General features: G+C 60.6%; 18 protein-coding genes and 2 pseudogenes. 18 read left to right on the top strand and 2 right to left on the bottom strand.

The genetic code is table 11. The features are described 5' to 3' along the window. Positions 1 to 57 precede the first annotated feature (57 nt). Positions 58 to 435, top strand: coding sequence for a fe2+ zn2+ uptake regulation protein (locus M9827_RS08300; RefSeq protein ID WP_095050747.1), 378 nt, complete (start codon positions 58 to 60; stop codon positions 433 to 435). Between the two features lie 18 nt (positions 436 to 453). Here the strand turns inward: M9827_RS08300 and M9827_RS08295 are convergent, their stop codons facing one another. After that, on the bottom strand, positions 454 to 642 hold the full coding sequence (locus M9827_RS08295) for a hypothetical protein (RefSeq protein WP_038363103.1): 189 nt from the start codon (positions 640 to 642) through the stop codon (positions 454 to 456). A gap of 158 nt (positions 643 to 800) precedes the next feature. On the opposite strand from M9827_RS08295, the gene M9827_RS08290 reads away from it, so the two are divergent. The 6 genes from M9827_RS08290 to M9827_RS08265 all read left to right on the top strand — a co-directional run bounded on the left by M9827_RS08290 (position 801) and on the right by M9827_RS08265 (position 8265). Beyond that, positions 801 to 941 carry a hypothetical protein gene (locus M9827_RS08290; protein ID WP_250604991.1) on the top strand — a complete coding sequence of 47 codons (141 nt, stop codon included), beginning with the start codon at positions 801 to 803 and terminating at the stop codon, positions 939 to 941. Between the two features lie 275 nt (positions 942 to 1216). After that, positions 1217 to 2464, top strand: a complete 1248-nt coding sequence (locus M9827_RS08285; RefSeq protein ID WP_250604989.1) for an MFS transporter — start codon at positions 1217 to 1219, stop codon at positions 2462 to 2464. Positions 2465 to 2475: 11 nt separating this feature from the next. Further along, positions 2476 to 3606: a LuxE/PaaK family acyltransferase gene (locus M9827_RS08280; protein ID WP_250604987.1), complete on the top strand. Its 1131-nt coding sequence runs from the start codon at positions 2476 to 2478 to the stop codon at positions 3604 to 3606. 1 nt (position 3607) lies between these two features. Beyond that, the gene (locus M9827_RS08275) at positions 3608 to 6004 is read left to right on the top strand and encodes an acyl-CoA reductase (protein WP_250604985.1); all 2397 of its coding nucleotides are present in this window, start codon (positions 3608 to 3610) and stop codon (positions 6002 to 6004) included. Positions 6005 to 6046: 42 nt separating this feature from the next. Next, on the top strand, positions 6047 to 7348 hold the full coding sequence (locus M9827_RS08270) for a phenylacetate--CoA ligase family protein (RefSeq protein ID WP_250604983.1): 1302 nt from the start codon (positions 6047 to 6049) through the stop codon (positions 7346 to 7348). Continuing rightward, a complete protein-coding gene (locus tag M9827_RS08265; RefSeq protein ID WP_250604981.1) occupies positions 7336 to 8265 on the top strand; it encodes a GNAT family N-acetyltransferase in 930 nt (309 codons plus the stop codon). The genes M9827_RS08270 and M9827_RS08265 overlap by 13 nt, the downstream gene beginning before the upstream one ends. A gap of 59 nt (positions 8266 to 8324) precedes the next feature. On the opposite strand, the gene M9827_RS08260 is transcribed toward M9827_RS08265, so the two are convergent. After that, positions 8325 to 8852, bottom strand: coding sequence for a hypothetical protein (locus M9827_RS08260; protein ID WP_250604979.1), 528 nt, complete (start codon positions 8850 to 8852; stop codon positions 8325 to 8327). A 381-nt stretch (positions 8853 to 9233) separates the two neighbouring features. On the opposite strand from M9827_RS08260, the pseudogene M9827_RS27960 reads away from it, so the two are divergent. The 11 genes and pseudogenes from M9827_RS27960 to M9827_RS08210 all read left to right on the top strand — a co-directional run. After that, positions 9234 to 10364 (top strand): annotated as a pseudogene (locus M9827_RS27960) (HAMP domain-containing protein); the annotation flags it as partial. A 333-nt stretch (positions 10365 to 10697) separates the two neighbouring features. After that, positions 10698 to 11225, top strand: a pseudogene (locus M9827_RS27955) (methyl-accepting chemotaxis protein); the annotation flags it as partial. Between the two features lie 308 nt (positions 11226 to 11533). Beyond that, the gene (locus tag M9827_RS08250; protein WP_250604975.1) at positions 11534 to 11980 is read left to right on the top strand and encodes a DUF411 domain-containing protein; all 447 of its coding nucleotides are present in this window, start codon (positions 11534 to 11536) and stop codon (positions 11978 to 11980) included. Continuing rightward, the gene (locus M9827_RS08245; protein ID WP_250605465.1) at positions 11980 to 12414 is read left to right on the top strand and encodes a YqaA family protein; all 435 of its coding nucleotides are present in this window, start codon (positions 11980 to 11982) and stop codon (positions 12412 to 12414) included. Before M9827_RS08250 ends, M9827_RS08245 begins: the two co-directional genes overlap by 1 nt. Positions 12415 to 12501: 87 nt before the next feature. Beyond that, positions 12502 to 13551, top strand: coding sequence for an alpha/beta fold hydrolase (locus M9827_RS08240; RefSeq protein ID WP_250604973.1), 1050 nt, complete (start codon positions 12502 to 12504; stop codon positions 13549 to 13551). A gap of 13 nt (positions 13552 to 13564) precedes the next feature. Then, on the top strand, positions 13565 to 14518 hold the full coding sequence (locus M9827_RS08235; RefSeq protein WP_250604971.1) for a D-2-hydroxyacid dehydrogenase family protein: 954 nt from the start codon (positions 13565 to 13567) through the stop codon (positions 14516 to 14518). 582 nt (positions 14519 to 15100) lie between these two features. Next, entirely contained in the window at positions 15101 to 16687 is a 1587-nt protein-coding gene (gene glgA, locus M9827_RS08230; RefSeq protein WP_250604969.1) for a glycogen synthase GlgA, read from the top strand. An 18-nt stretch (positions 16688 to 16705) separates the two neighbouring features. Then, positions 16706 to 18508, top strand: a complete 1803-nt coding sequence (gene treZ / locus M9827_RS08225) for a malto-oligosyltrehalose trehalohydrolase (RefSeq protein ID WP_250604967.1) — start codon at positions 16706 to 16708, stop codon at positions 18506 to 18508. Next, positions 18505 to 20583: a 4-alpha-glucanotransferase gene (gene malQ, locus M9827_RS08220; protein WP_250604965.1), complete on the top strand. Its 2079-nt coding sequence runs from the start codon at positions 18505 to 18507 to the stop codon at positions 20581 to 20583. Before treZ ends, malQ begins: the two co-directional genes overlap by 4 nt. Next, entirely contained in the window at positions 20580 to 23354 is a 2775-nt protein-coding gene (locus M9827_RS08215; RefSeq protein ID WP_250604963.1) for a malto-oligosyltrehalose synthase, read from the top strand. The genes malQ and M9827_RS08215 overlap by 4 nt, the downstream gene beginning before the upstream one ends. Positions 23355 to 23375: 21 nt before the next feature. Next, positions 23376 to 23690, top strand: coding sequence for a DUF2934 domain-containing protein (locus M9827_RS08210; protein ID WP_250604962.1), 315 nt, complete (start codon positions 23376 to 23378; stop codon positions 23688 to 23690). Positions 23691 to 23760: the final 70 nt, after the last annotated feature.

The raw sequence follows: 23760 nt of genomic DNA, 5'->3' as shown, positions 1-23760 counted from the left end.
TCGTTCTAGAGAGCGCAAAAAAACCACCCCGATCAGACTCTGAAAAGGAGTAATCGCATGTACAACTCGCAACTACCAACGGACGGTAGCCAGGCCCCCAAAGGAGTCTCCATGAGCCCACACGCGAGCGATTTCGGGCAGCGCGTCGAGCGTCACGGTAACGAACGCATCCGCCTGCTGCTGAAAAGTTTCGGGCTGCGCACCAGCCTGATTCGTCTGAAAGTCATCGACGCCCTGCTGGTCGCCGCACAAAGCGAACGGCGCCTCGGCGTGCGCGGTGTCCACAGCCAATTGCTGGATCTGGATATTCCGCTGTCCTTCCTCAGTGTGCGCGAGGTGCTCAAGCGCCTGTGCGCCGAAGGCGTGATCACCTTCAATGAAGACAAGAGCTACAGCCTGCATCCACAGGCCGCAGCCGTCCTCAACCACGATTGAAGCGTACAGCCATCGCCGTCAAGGCTTGACCTTGCGGCGCATCACGCCGTTGATCACCACCACGATCACCGCCACACCAATGGCGACGAACTGAAACGTCTTCTCTGAAATCATGCCGGCATTTTGCAGCCAGGACAGGCCGAGCATGATGGCCAGGACCGACACGGCGATCAGAATCGAATAAATCAAGCGTTGCTTGTGGGTCATTGCGGCTTCCTGAAACTTTGAAATGTATCCGGTTTGTATCCGCTTGCATGCCATGCACTTACCGTTCTACGGGGATGCGCCGATGCAATCGGGGTCTTATGTTACAGCCGATGAAGAGTTTTCGCTTCATGACGGCGTAACCATGAGGAATTTTCAAAATGCTGCGTCGAATCACCTGGCTGATTCCCGTTCTTGCCCTGCTGACCCTGAGTGGCTGCATCATCTTCCCCCACGGCGGCTGGCATGACGGTCACCACCGTTATTACCAGGGTGGCCCTGGTTATTACCAACATCGCTAGAACAGGATTGTTCGCCCTGCCCGCTTGCCAATGAACAGACCGTGGCAGGAAAACAACAAGTCCGATCAACTTCAAACAAAGCCCGCCCCGTTGCGGGCTTTTCTGTTTTTGCCAAATGCATTGAGCACAACGCTCTAACTCGCTGCCTGCGCCAAATCCAATCACTAAATAAGTTGCAAGCATTTGAAATCTAATGTCGCAGCAAAACAATAGGTCGGGCGCGCCTGTGCAACTAGTCTCTGGCAACTTCCTTCCACTCACTAACAGGAACGTTTATGCAGAGAACTCTTATACAGATCCGGCCGCGACAAGCGCTCGGATTCTGTTTGGCGATTAGCGCGTTTGAACTTCTGACGTATATGGCCAGCGACTTGATCATGCCTGCGATGTTAAGCGTTACTACCGAACTTGAGGCCGATGTGCGGCATGTACCGAACGCTTTCAATCTTTATCTGCTTGGCGGTGTCTGCCTGCAATGGCTGATCGGGCCGCTCTCCGATCAATGGGGTCGACGGCGAGTATTGTTGATCGGCTGCGCGTTGTTTGCGGTGGCCTGCGCGGGGGCATTCACCATCCAGAGCATTGAAGCTTTCAATCTGCTGCGATTGCTGCAAGGCATGGGCCTGGGTTTTGTTGTCGCGGTCAGTTATCCGGCCCTTCAGGAAGTGTTTTGCGAGGCTGATGCGGTGCGTTTGATGGCGCTGCTCGGCAATATCGCACTGCTTTCACCGTTGGTGGGGCCGCTGCTGGGCATTCTGCTGTTGCAATGGCTGTCCTGGCGCGAAGTGTTTCTGGGCCTAGGCCTAGCCGCGTCGATGGTCTGGCTGGGGCTGTTGGCGTGGATGCCGGAAACCGTCGGCGTCGTCCGTCGAGACGGTCAGATGCAACCTGCCGTACGTTTTTCCTGGCAGCAGACCTGCCGACGTTACCGCGCCCTGCTCGGCAATGGCCGATTCCTCGCCGCCAGCCTCGCACTGGGGCTGATGAGTCTGCCGCTGATTGCCTGGATCGGCCTTGCACCGTTGCTGCTGATCCAGTTGCTCGGGCTCACGCCGCTTGAATATGGCATGTGGCAGATCCCGATTTTCTCTGCGGTGATTGCCGGCAATCTGATCCTTGACCGGTTGCTGATCACGCACGCCTTGCCGCAACTGATCCGCTTGGCGCTCTGGCCTTTTTGCCTGGGGCTTCTGACCCTGATCGTCTGCGCACTGGCTGGCGCCGGACTCGGCCCGGTGGTCGCCAGTCTGGCGCTGTACGCAGTCGGGCTGGGTATGAGCAATGCCGCGCTGTATCGCCTGGCGCTGTTTGCCAGTGATGACAGTAAAGGTCTGGTATCGGCCCTGGTCGGGATGATTTCGATTGCTGTGATGGGCCTCGGCGGCTTGCTGATTGCCACCATCGGCGGTGGCGCACGCCTCGAGCTTTTCGCGCTTTGCGCCGCCTTCAGCGGACTGATGTGTCTCCCACTGTTGCAGGGTTTGTTGCAACGCCCCCCCTCCGACTCCGCCTCTGCTCAGTAAAGGAATATTGAATGAATCACTTCCCCGCCAGCGACGCACTTTGCGCGTTGCCACACCCCTATTGCCCGGATTCTGTGCCGGTAGGCCTGTTCGATAAGGCCATGACCGAGATCAGTCGGTTTCATTGCCGGCACACCCCCGGCTACGGCCATTGGCTGAATGCCAACGGCCTCGACGAACAGGACCTGGACAACCTTGATGACTGGTCCCGTCTGCCGCCGATCCTGGCCAACTTTTTCAAACAGCAATTGCTGCTCAGCCCGACCGGGGAGCACGCGCTGGAACTGACATCGTCCGGCACCAGTGGCCAGAAAAGCCGCATGCGTTATGACCCGCGCAGCCTTGCGGGCGCTCAGTTCATGGTCGAGCGGATTTTCAACCATTACGGCTGGCACTCGGCCGATACGCCGTGCAACTACCTGCTGCTGAGCTATGAACCGCAGGGGGCGATCACCTTGGGAACGTCGTACACCGATCAGTTTCTGTGCCGCTTTGCTCCCGTCAACCGCGTCGCCTACGCGTTGCGCAGTAACGGCGACGGCCATCAATTCGATGTGTTCGGCGTCATCACGGCCCTGCAATCGTTCGCCGAAGAAGGTCTGCCCGTGCGCATTTTCGGTTTCCCGGCGTTCCTTTGGCAGACCCTGCAACACATGCAGGCCACCGGCGTGCCTGAGTTGAAACTGCCGGCAGGTTCGCTGGCATTTTTTGGCGGTGGCTGGAAAACCCGGGCCAGCGAGGAAATCCCCAAACAGCAATTGTATGGACGCATCGCCCGGCAACTGGGCATCGAAACCTCGCGGTGCCGCGACGGTTACGGTGCGGTCGAGCACGCGGTGCCGTACATCGAATGTGACCGGCATCATTTTCATGTGCCGGTTTACGCCAAGGCTTACGTGCGCAATCCGCTGGATTTTTCCGTTCAGCCCTATGGTCAGCAAGGCTTGCTGGGATTCGTCTCTCCCTACATTTCGTCCAGCCCGGCACATGCGGTCGTGATGAGCGATCTGGCGACGCTGCACCCCGGCTCAAGTTGCGGCTGTGGCCTCGCCAGCGACTGGTTCGAACTGCATGGCCGTGCAGGCACCACCGCCGGCAGGAGCTGCGCGATGGCCGCCTCCGAATTGTTGGGGAGGCACTGACATGTACCTGATCCACGGAGAGCTTTTCGCCGAAATCGACCTCGACAACGCACTGGCGCAACTGCATCAGACTTTGCCGCAACACCTGAGCACACCGCTGGACAGCGCCATCGTTCTGGCCGCCGCGGCCAACTTTGCGCAGCAACTGCACAGCGCCGAACTGCCGCTGGATGACGAACAGCGCCAGGCGCTGATTGCCTTCTGTCAGCCTCACGCCCTGCAAACCAAGCTTGAACGCGAACTGGGCGATCAGGCCGATTCGTTGCGGCGCGTTGATTATCAGCAGTCGCGCTTTGAACGCTGGAGTCCCCTGGGCCTGGTGGTTCACGTCACCCCGGCCAACGCGCCACTGCTGGCCTGCTGCGCCATGCTCGAAAGCCTGCTGGCCGGCAACCTCAACTGGCTACGCCCCAGCCGCAGCGACCAAGGCCTGACCGCACGCCTGCTGCACGCATTGGTGCAATGCGACCCCAGCGGACAACTACGCCATTACGTCGCGGTGTTACCCGTGTCCACGGCGCAGATCGGTCGTTTGTGCAAAATGGCCAATGGCGTATCGGCGTGGGGTGGCGAAGCGGCGCTGCAAGCGATCCGCCAACAGTTGCCACCCGGATGCCGCTGGATCGATTGGGGGCACCGCATCAGTTTCGCCTACCTGACACCGGACGCGGTCTCGCCGACGGCACTGGAGGCGATCGTCGATGAGGTCTGCCGACTGGATCAACAGGCCTGTTCCAGCCCGCAATGGTTGCTGGTCGACAGCGACGATCCGGCCGCCCTGCAAGATATCGGCTGCGCATTGACCAAGGCATTCGAGCGCCGTGCCGGGCAGTGGCCGGCGCTGACCCCGACCATTCAGGAAGCCAGCGAGATCACCAGCCATACTCAAATGGCCCGTCTGGGCCAGAGCTTTTCCGGCAGCACCGGGCAAGTCTGGAGCGCGCCGGGCTGGCGGCTGATCTGGAACCATGATCAGTCGCTGGCGCCTTCACCGCTGTTTCGCACGTTGCTGCTCAAACCGCTGCCACGGGCGCAGCTGAGTCAAACGCTGCTGCCGTGGCGCAACGTGTTACAGAGTTGCGCGCTGGTCTGCGGTGAGGCGCAGATCAATGAACTCGCGCGCACATTGATTGCGGCGGGTGTCAGCCGGATTACGCCGATCAACGCGATCCACGACGGCTACGACGGCGAGCCCCACGACGGCGTTTACGCACTGCAACGCCTGAGCCGACGCGTGTCGGTCAGCCTCGCGCCGACACAGTTGCCGGCCCACATGAACCTCGACCAGGCACCTTGCCCGCTGACCCTGACGGGGCTGCCGATCACCGACAAAGCAGCGTTTATCGCGCAACCGACCACCGCGGCGGCGCAACTGTTTTTCCGTTCCGGCGGCAGCAGCGGCACACCGGCGCTGTCGGGCTTCAGTTACCGCGATTTTCAACGGCAAATGCGCGCGGCGGCCGACGGGCTGTTCGCCGCGGGCCTTGATCCGCGCCGCGACAAGGTGATGAACCTGTTCTTCAGTGGCGGCCTGTACGGCGGTTTCTTCAGTTTTGCCAAGGTGCTGGAGTTGCTCGGTGCGACGCACCTGCCCATGGGCGCGCCGGCCGACGATGATTACCGCGACATTGCGCAAGTGATCATCGAGCAGCGCGTGACTGTGTTGATCGGCATGCCCAGCACGCTGCATCGATTGTTTCTCAACGAGGGGCCGCGTCTGAGTCGTTATGGCGCGATTGAAAAAGTCTTCCTCGGCGGTGAGCACATCAGTGATCAGTGTCGCGAATTGCTGCAAAGCTGCGGCGTCGCCAGCATCCGTTCGGCGGTTTACGGCAGTGTCGATGCGGGACCATTCGGACATGCCTGCGCCGCTACCGGTGACGGTGTGTTTCATCTGATGGACGCTATCCAGCATCTGGAAATCGTCGACCTGGAGCAGGACGTGCCTGTCGCTGGCGATGAAGTTGGCCGCTTGCTGTTCACTTCCAAAGCACGTGAAGGCCAGCAAGTGCAACGTTATGACGTCGGCGACACCGGCCGCTGGCTGCCCGGCGCCTGCCCATGCGGGCTGAGTTCGCCGCGTTTCGAATTGCTGCAACGACACGGCCGGCTGCTGCGCATCGGCAGCGATTTCATCTGTCTGAACGAACTCGCCCGGCACTTGCAAGCGCCGTTTCAGTTGTACCTCGATCACGCTGCCGATGGCCTCGAGCGCCTGCTGATCCGCAGCCCTGGTGAACCCGCAGACATTCTCAGCCGACTCGAGGGCTACTCGACACTTGCAACACTTGTGCGCACCCGACTGCTCACCGTGCAAGCGCAACCCTGCGAACCACAACATTTCGACAGAAACAGACACAGCGGAAAGATACCGCCAGTAATCGACGCGCGCCGTTAACAGCAATCGGCGGCGATGGCCCGAATAATTAAAGAGAACACCATGAATCCAATACCTGAACTGAACAAGTTGTTTGCTTTTGCCCGCGAACATTCAAAGTATTACGCCAGACATTTGCAAAAAGTTACACCGCAGACAAGCACTTTGGATGAACTTCCGGTGATCGATCCACAACAATACTGGGCAAGTAGCGACAACTTCGAACAATGGCCAGTATTGACTTCAACGGTCGAACGCGCCTTGGTATTCAAGACCGGCGGAACAACCAGCGCCGGTAAACTATCAGTATTTACCCGCGAAGAGTGGCAGACACTTGTGCGGGACTTCGGCGGCCATCTCGCTGGGCAACTCAGTCCCGGCGATCGGGTGGCGAATCTGTTTTTTGTCGGCGATCTGTACGCCAGTTTCGTTTTTATCCACGACGCATTGGCGCACGAAACAGCGGGTGTTACCGAATATCCGTTTACCGGTGACGTCGACCCTGCGGTGCTGGCCGACTCGATCCGCCAACACCGGATCAATGTGCTGGCCGGCGTACCCGCACAATTGCTGACATTCGCCGGCGTGCTGGAGCGTCAGGCGCGAACCCTGGGTGAAGTCGAGACAATCCTTTACGGCGGAGAAAGCCTGTTCACCGGACAATTGCAGGCGTTGCGCCGGGTGTTCCCCAATGCGCGGATTGCCTCCATCGGCTACGCGAGTGTCGACGCCGGCTTCATCGGCGCCACGAGCCGCGATTGCGCCCTCGGCGAGCACCGGATGCTGGCCAGCCACAGCGTGCTGGAAATCGTCGATGAACACACCGGTGAAGTGATCGAAGAGTGCGACCGAACCGGACGACTGCTGATCACCAACCTCACCCGCCGGCTGATGCCGCTGATTCGCTACCCCGTGGGTGACCTCGCTTGCTGGCGCGAACCGGCCGGCGCGGCGATGCGCAAGTTCGCCTTGCTGGGCCGCAGCGCCAGCAGTCAGCGGGTGCGGGTGAGCAGCCTGACCCTGTTGATCGAAGACATTGCCGGAATCGTTCAGCGCATCACCGCCCGCGACGACTGGCAACTGATCATCAGCCAACCGGCCAGCGTCGATATCTTGTGCCTGAAATGGGTTCCGGATGTGCTCAGTCCTGAAACCGCCCAGACCAACGCAACCCTGCACCGGGCACTGGTCGAGCAGTACCCGCTGATCGCGCAACTCTGCATTGATGAGCAACTTGAACTGCAGGTCGCCGATTGCGCACCCGACGAACTCACTCGCCATCCGCGCTCCGGCAAACACCAACGCGTCGTCGACCAGCGTAGCTACGTCCCCCCGCATGCGGAGCAACGTCCATGGACAAGGTGACGCTGCGCAGTTATCGCCCTTGTGACGCCAGGGCCGTCAGCCGCCTGTTTCGGCAAATCTATGGAGACCACTACGTGCAGCCGCACGTGTATTTGCCGTTGATGATCAACCAGAACCATGGCGACGGTCGCTGGCATTCGCTGGTCGCGGAATCCGGCAAGAAAATCCTCGGCCACGCGACATTGTGCAGGAATCCGGGATCGCACACGGCGGAACTGGCATTGAGCGTGGTACACCCGTCGACTCGCGGGCAGAACATCGCCACGCAATTGGGCATTCGCCTGCTGATCCATGCACAGGCGCTGGGTTGCCATGGCGTGACGATCAAACAAGTGACGCAGCATGCCTACACACAACGCATGGCCGACCGACTGGGTTTCTGCAGCACGGGACTGATGCTCGACTATGTGCCCTCGCCGTTTGGTGAATCATTGCCGGAGTCCATCGTCATCGGCTACACGCCAATCGATGGTTATTGCCGCCCACTCCCGGCGCTGCCATGGCCAGACAGCTGTCGCGACTTCATGGAGCATTTGTGCAGCGTATACGGAACGCAAGAAAAGGACGCGCCCTGGGTGGGTCCGCCCCTGCGTGTCGAACAATGTTCCGGGCGTTATGACGTAATGCTGAAACAAGTTGATAGCCGTTTGCTTAAACAGCTACGAGAACTGCCACGGCACTGGATGGTCTCGATCCGGCTCAGGCTGGCAAGCGGTTTTGCCGAGGCCGTGGACAGCCTGTCGGCGATGGGTTTCGTGTTCACCGGGATCACCCCGGATGATCGCAGCAAGGGGTGGCTGGCGCTGTTTCATCGCGGCTATCAGCCTCGTACGCTGGAGCTGCGCTGCCCGCACATCCAGCGCCTGCATGATCAGGCACAACAGCAAATTGCCCGTCAGACGTCAGCACATTCCTGAACCAAAGCCGACACCACGACCAGCCCGCTCACGCCTTGAGCGGGCTATACGACCGAGGCTTACGCCTTGGCTTTGACGCCCTCGTCGACCGGTTTCGGCGCGTTGCCTTCACCGTAGGTCTTGAGGTTCTGCAGCACATAGATCGCCTTCTTGAACTCAGGAATCAGGCTCTTGCCATAGGCATTGCCATTGAGACCATTGTTCTGGATGGAATCCAGTTGGGTCGCGAAATACTCCAGGGCGTTGAACTTGGCATCGATATCCTTGACCACGCCAAAACGGTCGAACTTGTCCCCGGCGTTCTTCAACGTAAGGGACGTGATCTCGGAGATCAGACCGCGGCTACGCAGCATCTCGCTCAGATTGCCCAATTGTTTTACCGAAACATTCGCAGGATCAAAGCCCTTGATCGCCTTGCGCATGCCCTGCTTGTCCATTTCAGCGGTATTCAGCGCGGTGGGATTGGTACCGACCAAAGTGAGCATCTGCTGCACCTTGACGCTCTGGGCCACTTGTTTTTTCGCGCCGGTGTTACGAACCATAACCCCTGCTTTGCTCTCCCAGCCGCCGACAATACCGATCGTCATGAGAAGACTCCCTGTGAAATGAACATAAAAAATATCCGTGTTGAACGGCATTAATGGGCGCGAGTATCGGCGGGCGAACTGATGGCACCAACCTCTTTCTGCACATTTTTACAATTCTCGTACATTCTCGATACAAAAGCTCCATGGCCCGCAGAATCTGCGCCAAAGCTGTCATGACAACGTCATGAAAATCGCTTTTTCAGTTATTGGCGTGCGCTGATCAGCGCTTGTGTATCGATCTCGATACTGGCCAGTCGTCGGCATCACTGCTTTTCAGCACGTGCGTACCTAAAGCTTCCTGCTGCGCCGACGATACGCTGTCGACACCCGCACTTTTTTACCCTGCCCCTAATAAGAAACGCTGCTCAAGGACCGGTCTCCATGCCCGCATTCCGCACTATTCAGGCTCGCTACACGCTGTTTCTGGTTCTGTTCATCCTGCTGTTGTCAGTGCTGACCGTGGTTGGCATAAGCCAATTGGTCGCCCCCAAGCTGCGTCACACCGAAGAACAGGTCGTGCTCAACCGCATCGCCGAAGTGGCCGAGCAGATTCAGGGCGAGTTGAACAAAGTGCAGGCGCAACAGCGCAGCATCACCCAGACCATCCCGTTGCTCGACAGCGCCGCCATCGACACGGTGTTGCCAGGTTTGGTCGATCAGTACGGCGAGCTGAAAGTATTCGGCGGCGGGATCTGGCCTCTGCCAGGGCAACGTGAAGCCGGGCGCAACAAATTCAGTACGTTCTGGCACCGCGATGCGTCGGGAAAACTGGCCGTGAACACGTTCTGGAACAGCGACGCAGCCCCCAACTATTACGACCAGAGCTGGTACAAGGGCGGCATGACCACACCACGCGGTCAATGCGCCTGGGCGGCGGCGTACAAAGATGACGCCAGCGCCGAGCCGCGCACCAACTGCGCCATGGCCATCCAGAAAAACGGCAGTGCCTGGGGCGTGTCGACCATCGACGTCACACTTGGCTTCTTCAACGATCTGGTCGCGCGCAAGGAAAAAGACCTTAACGCCGAGATGCTGATCGTCGAAGCCGACGGCAAGATCATCAGCAACAGCTCGCGCATCAGTGGCCCGATCGTGCTGAAGAACATCAGCGAACTGGCCGGCACATCGACCTTCGCCAGCCAGGTCAAAGCCGGGCTGCAAAATCGCGATCAGGCGCAGCGCATCGAATTCGATAACAACGGTGAAGCCAGCACGTTCTTCATGCGTCCTATCGAAGGCACGCCGTGGTTCCTCGCCACCGCCCTGCCGACGAAAATGCTCACCGCCCAGCGTGATGACGTCCTCAGCACCCTGAGCCTGTTGCAGATTCCGCTGGTGATCCTGCTGGTTTTGTTGCAGGTCTACGCGATTCGCCAGTTGGTGCAACGCATGAAAGCGTTGAAGGCCGACATCGATTTGCTGTCCAGTGGCGATGCCGATCTGACCCGGCGCATCACTATTCGCGCCGAAGACGAACTCGGCGCCATCGGCCACTCGGTCAACACCTTCATTGCCTACCTGCAGAACATGATCGGCGAAGTCACCCAGGCCACCGGAGCCATGGCGTCCAGCCTCGACAACCTGCAACGCACTTCGGCGCACACCAGCCAGATCCTGCTGCGTCACGCCTCGGAAACCGATCAGACCGTTACCGCCATCACCGAGATGAGTTCGACGGCAGAAAGCGTTGCGCAGAATGCCGCCGAAACCGCCGCGTTTACCCAACGCGCCAACGAAAACGCCGACCGTTCCCGCGTGGTGGTGGGTGAAGCGACCAACAGTGTCGTGGCGCTGATCGATGAAGTGGCCAGCGCCACACACAAAGTCGAAAACATGCAGCAGGACGCCCAGCGCATCACCGAAATTCTCGGGGTGATCGGCGCGATTGCCGGGCAGACCAACCTGTTGGCGCTCAACGCGGCCATCGAAGCGGCACGCGCCGGTGAACAGGGCCGCGGTTTCGCCGTGGTCGCCGATGAAGTCCGCGCCCTCGCCGCGCGCACCCAGGCCAGCACCTCGGAAATCAACGAGATGTTGACGCGTTTGACTCAAGGTGTGAGTTCGTCGGTCAGCGCCATGGAAAACACCCAGGCCAGTTGCCAGTCCGCCGCCGACGCCACCGCACGGGTCAACTCCGGTCTGGATGAAATGGCCGGTTCGGTCAGCCACATCAACAGCCTCAGCACGCAGATCGCCACCGCTGCCGAGCAGCAAAGCGCGGTGACCGAGGAGATCAACCGCAGCATGGTGCAGATCCGCCACATGGTTGATGAGCTGGTGCAGAGCGGCAAAGCCAGCGAACTGAATACCCATCAATTGCTTGAAGCCAACAGCCGGGTGAGCGCGATCATGGGACGTTTCAAAGTACGCTGATCCCAGCAGAGATTTCTGCCTGTCACATAACCCCTGTGTGGCTTGCCAGCGATGGGGCCCGGTCAGACACAACCTCATTGACTGACCTGCCGCCATCGCGGGCAAGCCCGCTCCCACAGGGGGCGACGGGGTTCATACAATTGTAGGCTGACAACATTGTCATCTCGCGCTCAGCAACCTGTCAGCGTTGATCTACGATCATCCTGCCCGTCCGCCTTGCAACAACTGGAAACATTGCGTTGATGCCCGGCGGGAAAAACCGGTCAAAATGCCTGCTTTCCGATCGTCACCCGAGCCGAGAATCCGTTATGCGAACCTATCTGCGTCTGGCCGCCCTGAGCGTCCTGTTCATCTCCTCCCTGGCCCAGGCCGCCGATCTGATCCCGATCGAAGTCCACCGCGACGCCAATTGCGGCTGCTGCAAGAAATGGATCAGCCACCTCGAAGCCAACGGCTTCAAAGTCGAAGATCACGTCGAAAGCGATATGAGCAGCTTCAAGCAGCAACATGGCGTACCACCGCGTCTGGCCTCGTGCCATACCGCGATCATCAACGGCAAATTCGTCGAAGGCCATGTGCCGGCGGATCAGGTGTTGGCCCTGAGCAAGCGTGACGATCTGCTCGGCGTCGCCGCACCGGGCATGCCGATGGGGTCGCCGGGCATGGAAATGGACGGCATGAGCGATGCTTATCAGGTTATCGGCCTGAAGAAGGATGGCGCTGACGTGGTCGTGGCGGATTACCCGGCCCATTGATCGGCGCGGCATACGGCGGGCTGTTCCTCGCCGCATTCGGCGCGGCAACCCTGTTGCCGCTGCAGTCCGAGGCGTTGCTGGTCGGTCTGATCGTCAGCGAGCGTTATTGGCTGTGGGGGCTGCTCGCGGTGGCGACGCTGGGCAACGTACTCGGCTCGCTGGTCAACTGGTGGCTGGGCCGTGGCCTCGAGCGCTTTCAGGATCGGCGCTGGTTTCCGGTCAGCGCCGCGCACATGGCCAGGGCGCGCAAACACTATGAGCGCTATGGTCACTGGTCGTTGCTACTGAGCTGGTTGCCAATCATTGGCGACCCTCTGACACTGATTGCCGGCGTGATGCGCGAACCGCTCGGGCGGTTTCTGTTGATCGTCACCCTGGCCAAAAGTGCGCGTTACGCCGTGCTGGCCATGCTGACGGTGGGCTGGCTGGGTTGAACGATCGGGTGCGGGCATTGCCTGTGTTTAACGTCGGCGTAATCCAGTCATTCCAGCATCGGCCGATTTCAAACGGAGTTTGACCTTATGTCTGTCATGTTTTCCCGTTGGCTCCCCGGCCTGCTCCTCTGCGCCGCCCTGCCCCTGTCAGCGCAAGCCGCGACGTCAGGCGAAGCCGCGCCGGAAGGCCCGGCCTACGGCCCGGAACTGCAAGGCTTCGAATACCCTTACACGCTTAAACACTTTGCCTTTCAATCCCAGGGCAAATCCCTGCAGATGGGCTACATGGATGTCGCCGCTCACGGCAAGGCCAATGGCCGCACCGTGGTGCTGATGCACGGCAAGAATTTTTGCGGCGCAACCTGGGACAGTTCGATCAAGGCATTGAGCGAATCCGGTTACCGGGTGATCGCGCCGGACCAGATCGGTTTCTGCACCTCCAGCAAACCCGACCACTATCAGTACAGCTTCCAGCAACTGGCGACCAACACCCAGCAGTTGCTCAAAGCACTGGGCATTCAAAAAGCCACGCTGCTCGGTCACTCCACCGGCGGCATGCTCGCCACCCGTTACGCCTTGCTGTTCCCTGAGCAGGTCGAGCAACTGGCGCTGGTCAACCCGATCGGTCTGGAGGACTGGAAAGCCCTCGGCGTGCCCTATCGCACCGTGGACCAGTGGTATCAGCGCGAACTGAAAGTCAGCGCCCAGGGCATTCGCGATTACGAACGAACCACTTACTACGATGGCCGCTGGAAACCCGAATTCGATCGCTGGGTGGACATGCTCGCCGGGCTGAGCAAAGGCCCGGGCAAGACTCAGGTCGCGTGGAACTCGGCACTGATCTACGACATGATTTTCACCCAGCCGGTGTACTACGAGTTCAAGGATCTGAAGATGCCGACCCTGCTGTTGATCGGCACGTCCGACACCACGGCGATCGGCAAGGACCTCGCATCGCCTGAGGTGAAAGCAAAAATCGGCCACTACGACGTGCTCGGCAAACAAGTCGCCAAGCTGATCCCGCAGTCGACGCTGGTGGAGTTTCCCGGCATGGGTCATGCGCCCCAAATGGAAGAGCCGGCGCAGTTCCACAAGGCCCTGCTCGACTGGCTGAATACATCCAATCCCGTTCGTTGATGAGGTAAGGCTGATGGCGGTGCAGATTGCAGTGATCGATGACTGGCAGGACGTGGCCCGCGACGTGGTCGACTGGTCGGTGCTCGAGAGTCTGGGTGAAGTGACGTTCGAGCACGATTACCCGGCAGACAACGCCACACTGGCCGAGCGCCTGGGCCGCTATCAAGTGATTTGCGTGATGCGCGAGCGCACGCGCTTCGACGAAGACTTGCTCAAGCGCTTGCCCAACCTGAAATTGCTGGTCACCGGCGGCATGCGCAACGCGGCGCTGGATATGCAAGCGGCCGCCAGGCTGGGCATCAAGGTCTGCGGCACCGACAGTTACAAGCACGCCGCGCCTGAATTGACCTGGGCGCTGATCATGGCGGCCACGCGCAATCTGGTGAATGAGGCCAACACCCTTCGCGCCGGTCATTGGCAACAAGGGCTGGGCGGCGATCTGCACGGCAAGACCCTCGGGATTCTCGGTCTGGGCAGTATCGGTCAGCGCGTCGCGCAGTTTGCTCAGGTGTTCGGCATGCGAGTGATTGCCTGGAGCGAAAACCTCACGGCCGAACGCGCTGAACAGGCTGGCGTGACGTACGTGAGCAAGCAGGCACTGTTCGAGCAGGCCGATGTGCTGTCGGTGCATCTGGTACTCAGCGAGCGCAGTCGCGGGCTGGTCGATGCGCAGGCACTGGGCTGGATGAAGCCGACGGCGCTGCTGGTCAACACCGCGCGCGGGCCGATTGTCGATGAGGCGGCGCTGATCAAGGCGTTGCAGAAACAGCAGATCAGCGGGGCGGCGCTGGATGTGTTCGAACAGGAGCCGCTGCCAGCGATGCACCCGTTTCGCACACTGGACAATGTGTTGGCGACCCCACATGTCGGGTATGTCAGCCGGCAGAATTATGAGCAGTTCTTTTCGCAGATGATCGAGGATATTCAGGCTTGGGCGGCTGGTAATCCAATCCGTGCGTTAAATTAACCCCGCTGTAGGAGCTGCCGAAGGCTGCGATCTTTTGATCTTCGCTTTTAAAGGCAAAATCAAAAGATCGCAGCCTTCGGCAGCTCCTACAGGTTTTGTCTGGGGTCAGCCCATCAACAAACTGCCCGCACCACAACAGTGCAGCCACATCTCTCGCTAGCACAAATTCGTGACCGATCAGTCACCGTTTTCGCCCCCCCTCACAAAAAAACCTGCACTTCGTCGGTGCGTTTCCCCCTCAAAAGCACGCTTGGCGCGGACTACCCACCGATTGTCGAACAATTTACCCATTTGCTCTGGCCCGCTCTAGGATCTGGCCTAGACTGACGTTCGCGGGGTAAAACCGACCGGTCACATTGCCGAAAAAAAGTCGAAACTTTTGCGCGCGGCGGCAGGTCATCTGAAAGACAGGGCCATAGCGACTGGTGCAATCCTTGCAACGGCCCGTTCACCCATTCTGCTTGCGCGTGTTGGGTAGCGTTTGCTCACCGATGCGTGGCGCGTTTGCGCCCGGCCACAGGACTTGGCTACGGACATCGCTTGTTCAAGACAAGAATCAGATCAACGAGACGGGAGATTCACATGATCAGTGCGGCATTGGAAATTCAGGGAGAGCGTGCTCAGCAGGCGGTTGGTGAATCGAGCACCATCAGTGTTCCTGGCAGCCGACAGATCAACGTCCCCGGCACCAAAACGCTGACTCCGGTAGCGAGCCAGAACCCCAACAAGAAGAAAGTATTGTTCGTCACCTCGGAAATCGCCGATCTGGTCAAGACCGGTGGTCTGGGTGACGTTTCCGCCGCCCTGCCCCGGGCCATGGCCCATCTGCACGACGTGCGCGTGTTGATCCCCGGTTACCCGCAGGTGATGCACAGCGAAAACCCGATCCACATCATCGGCGAACTGGGCGGCCACGCAGCGCTGCCACCGTGCAAGATCGGGCGCATGGACATGGCGGACGGTCTGGTTATCTACGTGCTGATCTGCCCCGAACTCTACGAGCGCGAAGGCTCGCCTTACGGCGCCAATAATGGTCGCGACTGGCCGGACAACCACATCCGTTTCGCCCGCCTCGGCCTGGCCGCCGCCGACATCGCCGCCAACCTTGCACAGATTCACTGGTGCCCGGATCTGGTGCACGCCCATGACTGGCCGGCCGGTCTCGCGCCTGCCTATATGCACTGGCGCGGGCAGCGCACGCCGACCCTGTTCACCATTCACAACCTCGCCTATCAAGGCGTGACCAGCCTCGGCTCCTGCCCTGAGCTGGGCATTCCCGCCCATGCCCTGCAACAGGAAGGCATGGAGTTCTACGGCAAGATGTCGTTCCTCAAGGCCGGCATGGCGTATTCGAGCCACATCACCACGGTCAGCGCCACTTACGCGCAGGAAATCACCACCCCGGATTTCGGCTGCGGCCTCGACGGTTTTCTCGCCGCCAAGACCCAGCAAGGCTTGCTCAGCGGCATCCCCAACGGCATTGATGAAAGCTGGGACGCCGCCACCGACCCGCACCTGTTCGCACCGTTTGCCATCGGCGACTGGGACGGCAAAGCGGTCAACGCTGCCCATGTGCGCGAACTGTTCGGCCTGAATGATTCCACCGGCCCGCTGTTCGCCGTGGTGTCGCGACTGGTTTATCAAAAAGGTCTCGACCTGACGATCGCGGTGTCCGAGTACATCGTGCAGAACGGCGGCCAGATCGCCATCATCGGTCGCGGCGAGCCGGAAGAAGAACAAGCCATGCGCGAACTGGCGTTGCGCTTTCCCGGGCAGATCGGCGTGCGCATCGGCTTCAATGAAACCGACGCCCGACGCATGTTCGCCGGCAGCGATTTCCTGCTGATGCCTTCGCGTTACGAGCCTTGCGGTCTGAGCCAGATGTATGCGCAGCGTTTCGGCTCGCTGCCGGTGGCGCGCAATACCGGCGGTCTGGCCGACACCATTGAAAACGGGGTCACCGGTTTCCTTTTCGATGAGTCCACTGCTGAAAGCTATCAAGAGGCCCTGAGCCGCGCGTTCAAGGTGTTCGCCTTTCCCGAACTGCTCAATGCCATGCGCTGCCGGGCGATGGCTGCGCCGTTCAACTGGTGCAAAGCGGTTGAACCGTACGCCGACCTCTACGAACGACTGGTCGCCAAGGCGCTGGGTAAAGCTCACCACAAATAACCAGGGAGGTTCACCACGATGCCGTTACGGTCTACTGAAACCTGGCCCCACGGCGCGATCATGCTGGACGCCGAACACACGCAGTTTGCGCTATGGGCGCCGGATGCGTTTTACGTGAGTGTCGAACTTGAAAATGGCCAGTCGCTGCCGATGCTGTCTCAGGCAGACGGCTGGTTTGTGCTCAAGGCCCGCTGTCCGGCGGGCACCCGTTATCGCTACAACATCGACGGCGAACTGGAGGTGCCGGACCCGGCCTCCAGGGCCCAGGATGGTGACCTCGACCGCCACAGCGTGGTGGTCGATCCGCTGGCCTATCAATGGCGACACACTGCCTGGCACGGCCGGCCATGGAGCGAAGCAGTCATCTACGAGTTGCACGTCGGTGCGCTCGGCGGCTTCGCGGAAGTCGAACAACATCTGGCGCGCCTTGCAGGCTTGGGCGTCACCGCCATCGAACTGATGCCGCTGGCGCAGTTCCCCGGCGAACGCAATTGGGGATACGACGGTGTTTTGCCCTACGCCCCGCAAGCCTCCTACGGCACGCCGGAACAACTCAAACACCTGATCGACAGCGCCCACGGTCACGGTCTGGCGGTGATTCTCGACGTGGTTTACAACCACTTCGGCCCTGACGGCAATTACCTGCATCGTTATGCAAAAGGCTTTTTCCGCGAGGACAAGCACACGCCGTGGGGCGCGGCGATCGATTTCCGCCGTAGCGAAGTGCGCGAGTTCTTCATCGAAAACGCGCTGATGTGGCTGCTCGAATACCGCTTCGACGGCCTGCGCCTCGACGCTGTACATGCCATCGAGGATCCGGACTTTCTCAGCGAAATGGCCCAGCGCATCCGTCAACAGATCGACCCCACCCGGCATGTCTGGCTGACCGTGGAAAACGAACTCAACCAGTCGAGCCTGCTGGAATACGACTACGACGCGCAGTGGAATGACGACGGGCATAACGCCCTGCACGTCCTGCTCACCGGCGAAACCGACGCCTATTACGCCGACTACGCCGCCCAACCCACCGAGCAATTGGTGCGCTGCCTCAGTCAGGGTTTTGTTTTCCAGGGGCACATCACCCGCCACGGCGAACCGCGCGGCGAGCCCAGCGAACACCTGCCCTCCACGGCGTTCGTGCTGTTCCTGCAAAACCACGATCAGATCGGCAACCGCGCATTCGGCGAACGCCTGCATCATCTGGCCGATCCGCGCGCCGTGCAGGCAGCGACCGTGTTGTTGCTGCTGTCACCGATGATTCCGCTGATGTTCATGGGCGATGAGTTCGCCGCCGAGCAGCCGTTCCTGTTTTTCACCAGTCACCACGGCGAACTGGCGGAACTGGTGCGTGAGGGACGCCGCAATGAATTCGCCGCATTCAGCGCCTTCACCGATCCGCACAAGCGCGAGCAGATTCCCGACCCGAATGCCGAAAAAACCTTCCACGCCTCACAACCCAGGTTGATCGGCAATGGCAACCTGAAACAGCAGGAAACCCTCGCGCTGTACCAGAAGCTGCTGCAATTTCGCCATCAATACATCATTCCCCATCTGTCCGGCACGCAAGCGCTCGGCGCCCATATGCTCGGTTATGGCGCGGTCAGTGCGCGCTGGCGTCTGGGCAATGGCAGCGAGCTGCGAATTGACCTGAACCTCAGCGACACGCCAGTGGTCAACCCTCCACAGACCGAGGCCGTATGGCTGTTTCAACAGCCATCCAGCATCGATCTATCGGAATCGGGCGAACTGCCCGCGTATTGCGCGCTTGTCAGCCTCACGGCCGCAACCCCTTTGCAACCTCTGGATGGAGAGCGCCTATGAGCGATGCGCAACTGGAAATACTTGCAAGCCGCGCCGGCCTTGCCGTCGACTGGATCGACGCCAACGGTCGCCCGCAAAAAGTCGCGCCGGCAGTGCTGCGCAATGTCCTGATCGGACTTGGCCACCCCGCCAGCACGGCGCAGGAAATCGACGCCAGCCTGTTGGAACTGCAAGCGGCGCAACAAGACCGCCACCTCCCGCCATTACTCACCAGCGATGTCGGCGTCGGCCTTGATCTGGGTCGGTATTTCGCCCCGCAAACCCCGTGTGAAATTCACCTTGAAGACGGCTCGCGGCTGAATCTGAAACTCGATTCCGAAGCGATATTGCCGGGGCTGATTCCGGTCGGCTATCAACAGGTGCACATCGGCGATCAATATTTCACCTTGGCCGTGGCCCCGGAACGTTGCTTCAGCGTCGGCGATGCGGTCGATAACCCGATTCCGCGGGCGTGGGGCCTGAGTGCGCAGTTGTATTCGCTGCGCCGCGCCGGCGACGGTGGCTTCGGCGACACTCAAGCGCTGGAAGACCTGGTTCGCGTGGCCGGTGAACGCGGCGCCGATGCGCTGGCGATCAGCCCGTTACACGCCATGTTCAGCGCCGACAACGGGCGCTACAGCCCTTATTCGCCGTCCAGTCGGCTGTTCCTCAATCCCCTGTACGCCGCCCCCGGCGCAATTCTCGGTGAGCGCGCCTTGCGTGATGCGATCGACGCGACCGGCCTCGCCGAACAGTTTGCGCAACTGGAAGACCTGACCCTGATCGACTGGCCGAGCGCGGCCGAGGCCAAGCAAAAACTCCTGCAGGCGTTGTACGAGGGTTTTATCGCCGGTGAGCATCCGCTGCACGCGGACTTCGCCAGTTTCCGCCATGCCGGTGGTGAAGCGCTGGAAAACCACTGTCGTTTCGAAGCGATTCAGGAAATGCGCGCCGCCCGGGGCGAAAACCTCGACTGGCGGCAATGGCCGGAACACTGGCACGACCCACGCGGTGCGGCGCTCGAAGCGTTTGCCGAGGAATACGCCGAACGCATCGGCTACTTCGCTTTTTGCCAATGGCTGATCCACCGTTGCCTGGAGCGCGCGCAAACCGCCGCCCGCAGCGCCGGCATGGGCATTGGCCTGATCGCCGATCTGGCGGTCGGCGCCGATGGCGCCGGCAGTCAGGCCTGGAGCTTTCAGGATGAACTGCTCGCCTCACTGACCGTCGGCGCACCGCCGGACATCCTCAATCGCTCGGGCCAGGGCTGGGGGATTTCCGCATTCTCTCCCGAAGGCCTGATTCGCAATGGCTTCCGCGCTTTCATCGACATGCTGCGCGCCAACTTCGCCCACGCCGGCGGCTTGCGCATCGACCATGTCATGGGCCTGCAACGTTTGTGGGTGATCCCCAACGGCGCCGCGCCGGCCGATGGCGCGTACCTGTATTACCCGGTCGATGACTTGCTGCGTCTGCTGACCCTTGAGTCCCATCGCCACCAGGCCATCGTCCTCGGTGAAGACCTTGGCACCGTACCCGATGGCCTGCGTGAAAAGCTTATCGCCCGCTCCATGCTCGGCATGCGCGTGCTGCTATTCGAACAGGACAACACCTTTTTCAAACCGATTCTCGACTGGCCGGACAACGCCTTGGCAACCACCAGCACCCACGATCTGCCGACGCTCAACGGCTGGTGGCATGGCCGCGATATCGACTGGAACGCCCGCCTGGGCTTCGTCGACGCCAACGGCGAAATCGAATGGCGCCATCACCGTCAGCGGGAGCGCGAAGGCCTGCGCAGCGCATTGAGCCAGGACCCGCAAAACTTCCGCGAGGAATCCCACGAGGCCGATCAGGTGGTCGATGCCGCGGTGCGTTTCCTCGGCCACACCCGTGCGCCGTTGGTGCTGTTGCCGCTGGAAGATGCGCTGGGCATCAATGAGCAATCCAATCTGCCGGGCACCATCGACACCCATCCGAACTGGTCACGGCGTCTGCCCGGGACCAGTGAGTCGCTGCTCGATGGCGCGGACGCGGCGCGACGTCTGGAATTACTCGCCTGCGCAAGGCTCCAGGCTGCCGAGCGTGACCAATGAACCAAGCGCTCATCCAGCCCCTGCGCGCGACATTGCGCCTGCAATTTCATAAAGGCTTCACCCTCGAACACGCCGTGCCATTGGTGCCGTACTTCGCCCGGCTCGGCATCAGCCACATCTACGCCTCTCCGCTGCTCGCGGCGCGGGCCGGTTCGATGCACGGCTACGACGTGGTCGACCCGACCCAGGTCAACCCGGAGCTTGGCGGCGAGCCGGCGCTCCGGCGCTTGGTCAGCACCCTGCGCGAACACAACATGGGCCTGATCCTCGACATCGTCTCCAACCACATGGCGGTCGGTGGCAGCGACAACCCGTGGTGGCTCGATCTGTTGGAATGGGGACGTCTGAGCCCTTACGGCGAGTTCTTCGACATTCAGTGGCACTCGCCGGACCCGCTGATGGAAGGCCAGTTGCTGCTGCCGTTCCTCGGCAGCGATTACGGCGTGGCCTTGCAGGAAGGCACGCTGAAACTGCACTTCAATGCGCAAACTGGCGGCTTCCATGTCGAGCACTACGACCATCACTTTCCGATCTGCCCGAATGATTACGGTGAGCTGCTGAGGGCCGAGGAAGCGTTGAAGCCGTTGGCCGATCGTTTCAGCGCCCTCAGCTATCAGACCGATGCCCATTCACTGGCGATTCCGCTCAAAGAAGAATTGCGCCAACTGGCGAGTCATCCGTCAATCGCCGAGGCCATCGAAAACAACCTCAAGCATTACGATTCGACCAGCGAAGAAGGCTTCCACAAGCTGCATCAACTGTTGGAGCGTCAGAGCTATCGCCTGGCGAGTTGGCGCACGGCGGCGGACGACATCAACTGGCGGCGCTTTTTCGACATCAACGAGCTTGGCGGGCTGCGCGTTGAGCGTCCGGCGGTGTTCGAAGCCACCCACGGCAAGATTTTCCAGTTGATTGCCGAAGGGCTGGTCGACGGTTTGCGCATCGACCATATCGACGGCCTCGCCGATCCGCGCGGTTACTGCCGCAAACTGCGGCGCCGGGTTGATCTGCTGGCGCCGGGCAGGCACTTGCCGATCTACGTCGAGAAAATCCTCGGCGCCGGCGAAACCCTGCACCGCGACTGGGCGGTGGACGGCACCACCGGTTATGAATTCATGAATCAGCTGTCGCTGCTGCAACACGATCTGGAGGGCGAACACGTGCTCGGTGATCTCTGGCAACGGCGAACCGAACGCCCGGCGGCGTTCATCGAAGAAGCACAACTGGCGCGTCAGCAGATCCTCAACGGCTCGTTGGCCAGTGATTGCGAAAGCGTCGCCCAGGCCCTGCTGCAAGTCGCCCGAGATGACCTGATGACCCGCGACCTGACCCTCGGTGCGATCCGCCGGGTGTTGCAGGCGTTGATCGTGCACTTCCCGGTGTATCGCACTTATATCAGCGCGATGGGCCGCTCCGAGCAGGACGAAAAGTTCTTCCAGCACGCCATGGACGGTGCGCGGCAAACACTCGGTGAAGGCGACTGGCCGGTGCTCGATTGCGTCGCTGCGTGGCTTGGTGGCACACCGTGGCGGCGCAAACCGCGCGGTCGCTCACGGAAGATTCTCAAGCATGCCTGCGTACGCTTTCAGCAACTGACCTCACCGGCAGCGGCCAAAGCCGTGGAAGACACTGCGCTGTATCGCTCGGCCGTGCTGCTGTCGCGCAATGACGTGGGCTACAACACCGAGCAGTTCAGCGCCCCGCTCAGCGATTTTCATGCGGTCAATCAGCAACGGCTGAGTGAATTCCCCGACAACTTGCTGGCCACCGCGACCCACGATCACAAACGCGGCGAAGACACCCGCGCACGTCTGGCCGTGCTCAGCGAGCGCAGCCATTGGTACGCAGAGCAGATCGAGTTGTGGCGCGCCCTCGCCCGCCCGGTGCGCGTCGACGATCAGATGCCGTCGAGCGGCGATGAGCTGATTCTCTATCAAGCCTTGCTGGGCAGTTGGCCGCTGCAATTGCGTGACGACGATCAGGCGGGTTTCGCCGACTACGCCAAGCGCATCTGGCAATGGCAACAGAAAGCCTTGCGTGAAGCGAAACTGCAAAGCAGTTGGAGCGCGCCGAGCGAAAGCTATGAAAACGCCGCGCAAGCGTTCACCGAAAAGCTCCTCACCGGAGAGGAAGGCGAGCTGCTGCGCGCCGCGCTGAGCAAGACCGTCAACAGCATTGCTGCGGCCGGCGCGCTCAATGGCTTGGCGCAAACCTTGCTGCGCATGACCGTGCCGGGGGTGCCGGATCTGTATCAAGGCAATGAGTTCTGGGACTTCAGCCTGGTCGATCCGGACAATCGCCGGCCGGTGGATTACCCCGCTCGCGAGCAGGCCTTGCACGCGCCATTGCCACCTGTGGAACTGCTGGCGAACTGGCGTGACGGGCGCATCAAGCAAGCCTTGATCGCCGAAGTGCTGAACTTGCGGGTCGAGCATGCCGAGCTGTTCCGCCGGGGCACTTACCAGGCCCTGGAAGTGCTCGGCAGTCAGGCGCACAACGTGCTCGCATTTGCCCGTGAGCACGAGGGCAAGCAGGCCATCGTGATCGTACCGGTCCGTTGCGCCACCCTGCTGGAAAACGGTGCTGTACCTCAGGTCGATGCGCTGCGCTGGGGCGATACGCGGGTGGTTTTACCGTTCGCCGCCTCTGCGACAAACCTGAAGGGACTTTTTTCAAGCCGCGCAGTCACAAAAAACAGGGAGCTGAATATCAGCGACGCGCTGGGGGATGTCCCGGTCAATCTCTTTATCCAACACTTAACACAAGCATGAGTTCAGTTCAGGAGCATTGCGATGAGTACCGACGATAAACGCATTCGCGAATTCGCCTATCAAATCTGGGAATCGGAAGGTCAGCCTGATGGTCAGGAGGCGCGCCATTGGGAGATGGCGCGCAAGCTCGCTGAAGCTGAGGCCCTGGCACCGAAGAAACCGCCAAAAGCCGCCGGCAGCAAAGCGGCTGGCAAAACGGCCGAGGCCAAGGCCCCGCTCACCAAGCCGAAACCACCGGCCAAAGGCAAACCGGCAGGCGCCGCGAAAGTGATTCCGCCGGGCGAAAAAGCCGCCGAGAAAAAGCCTCGGGCGCCGAAGAAGCCTTCGGCGATCTGACGCTCTAACCGGATTATTGAACTGAATGATTGTGTGGCGGGTTCGCTCGCCACCGAGGGCTGACTCGCCC

Origin of the sequence: Pseudomonas sp. AKS31 (assembly GCF_023634765.1) — a bacterium.
Lineage (GTDB): Bacteria > Pseudomonadota > Gammaproteobacteria > Pseudomonadales > Pseudomonadaceae > Aquipseudomonas.
This window is presented reverse-complemented; position numbering and strand designations above follow the sequence as displayed.

What these genes read in the sequence shown, in the direction of transcription:
- M9827_RS08300 (WP_095050747.1), top strand. Translation starts at nt 58, where the DNA reads ATGTACAACTCGCAACTACCAACGGACGGTAGCCAGGCCCCCAAAGGA.
- M9827_RS08295 (WP_038363103.1), bottom strand. Translation starts at nt 642, where the DNA reads ATGACCCACAAGCAACGCTTGATTTATTCGATTCTGATCGCCGTGTCG.
- M9827_RS08290 (WP_250604991.1), top strand. Translation starts at nt 801, where the DNA reads ATGCTGCGTCGAATCACCTGGCTGATTCCCGTTCTTGCCCTGCTGACC.
- M9827_RS08285 (WP_250604989.1), top strand. Translation starts at nt 1,217, where the DNA reads ATGCAGAGAACTCTTATACAGATCCGGCCGCGACAAGCGCTCGGATTC.
- M9827_RS08280 (WP_250604987.1), top strand. Translation starts at nt 2,476, where the DNA reads ATGAATCACTTCCCCGCCAGCGACGCACTTTGCGCGTTGCCACACCCC.
- M9827_RS08275 (WP_250604985.1), top strand. Translation starts at nt 3,608, where the DNA reads ATGTACCTGATCCACGGAGAGCTTTTCGCCGAAATCGACCTCGACAAC.
- M9827_RS08270 (WP_250604983.1), top strand. Translation starts at nt 6,047, where the DNA reads ATGAATCCAATACCTGAACTGAACAAGTTGTTTGCTTTTGCCCGCGAA.
- M9827_RS08265 (WP_250604981.1), top strand. Translation starts at nt 7,336, where the DNA reads ATGGACAAGGTGACGCTGCGCAGTTATCGCCCTTGTGACGCCAGGGCC.
- M9827_RS08260 (WP_250604979.1), bottom strand. Translation starts at nt 8,852, where the DNA reads ATGACGATCGGTATTGTCGGCGGCTGGGAGAGCAAAGCAGGGGTTATG.
- M9827_RS08250 (WP_250604975.1), top strand. Translation starts at nt 11,534, where the DNA reads ATGCGAACCTATCTGCGTCTGGCCGCCCTGAGCGTCCTGTTCATCTCC.
- M9827_RS08240 (WP_250604973.1), top strand. Translation starts at nt 12,502, where the DNA reads ATGTCTGTCATGTTTTCCCGTTGGCTCCCCGGCCTGCTCCTCTGCGCC.
- M9827_RS08235 (WP_250604971.1), top strand. Translation starts at nt 13,565, where the DNA reads ATGGCGGTGCAGATTGCAGTGATCGATGACTGGCAGGACGTGGCCCGC.
- glgA (WP_250604969.1), top strand. Translation starts at nt 15,101, where the DNA reads ATGATCAGTGCGGCATTGGAAATTCAGGGAGAGCGTGCTCAGCAGGCG.
- treZ (WP_250604967.1), top strand. Translation starts at nt 16,706, where the DNA reads ATGCCGTTACGGTCTACTGAAACCTGGCCCCACGGCGCGATCATGCTG.
- malQ (WP_250604965.1), top strand. Translation starts at nt 18,505, where the DNA reads ATGAGCGATGCGCAACTGGAAATACTTGCAAGCCGCGCCGGCCTTGCC.
- M9827_RS08215 (WP_250604963.1), top strand. Translation starts at nt 20,580, where the DNA reads ATGAACCAAGCGCTCATCCAGCCCCTGCGCGCGACATTGCGCCTGCAA.
- M9827_RS08210 (WP_250604962.1), top strand. Translation starts at nt 23,376, where the DNA reads ATGAGTACCGACGATAAACGCATTCGCGAATTCGCCTATCAAATCTGG.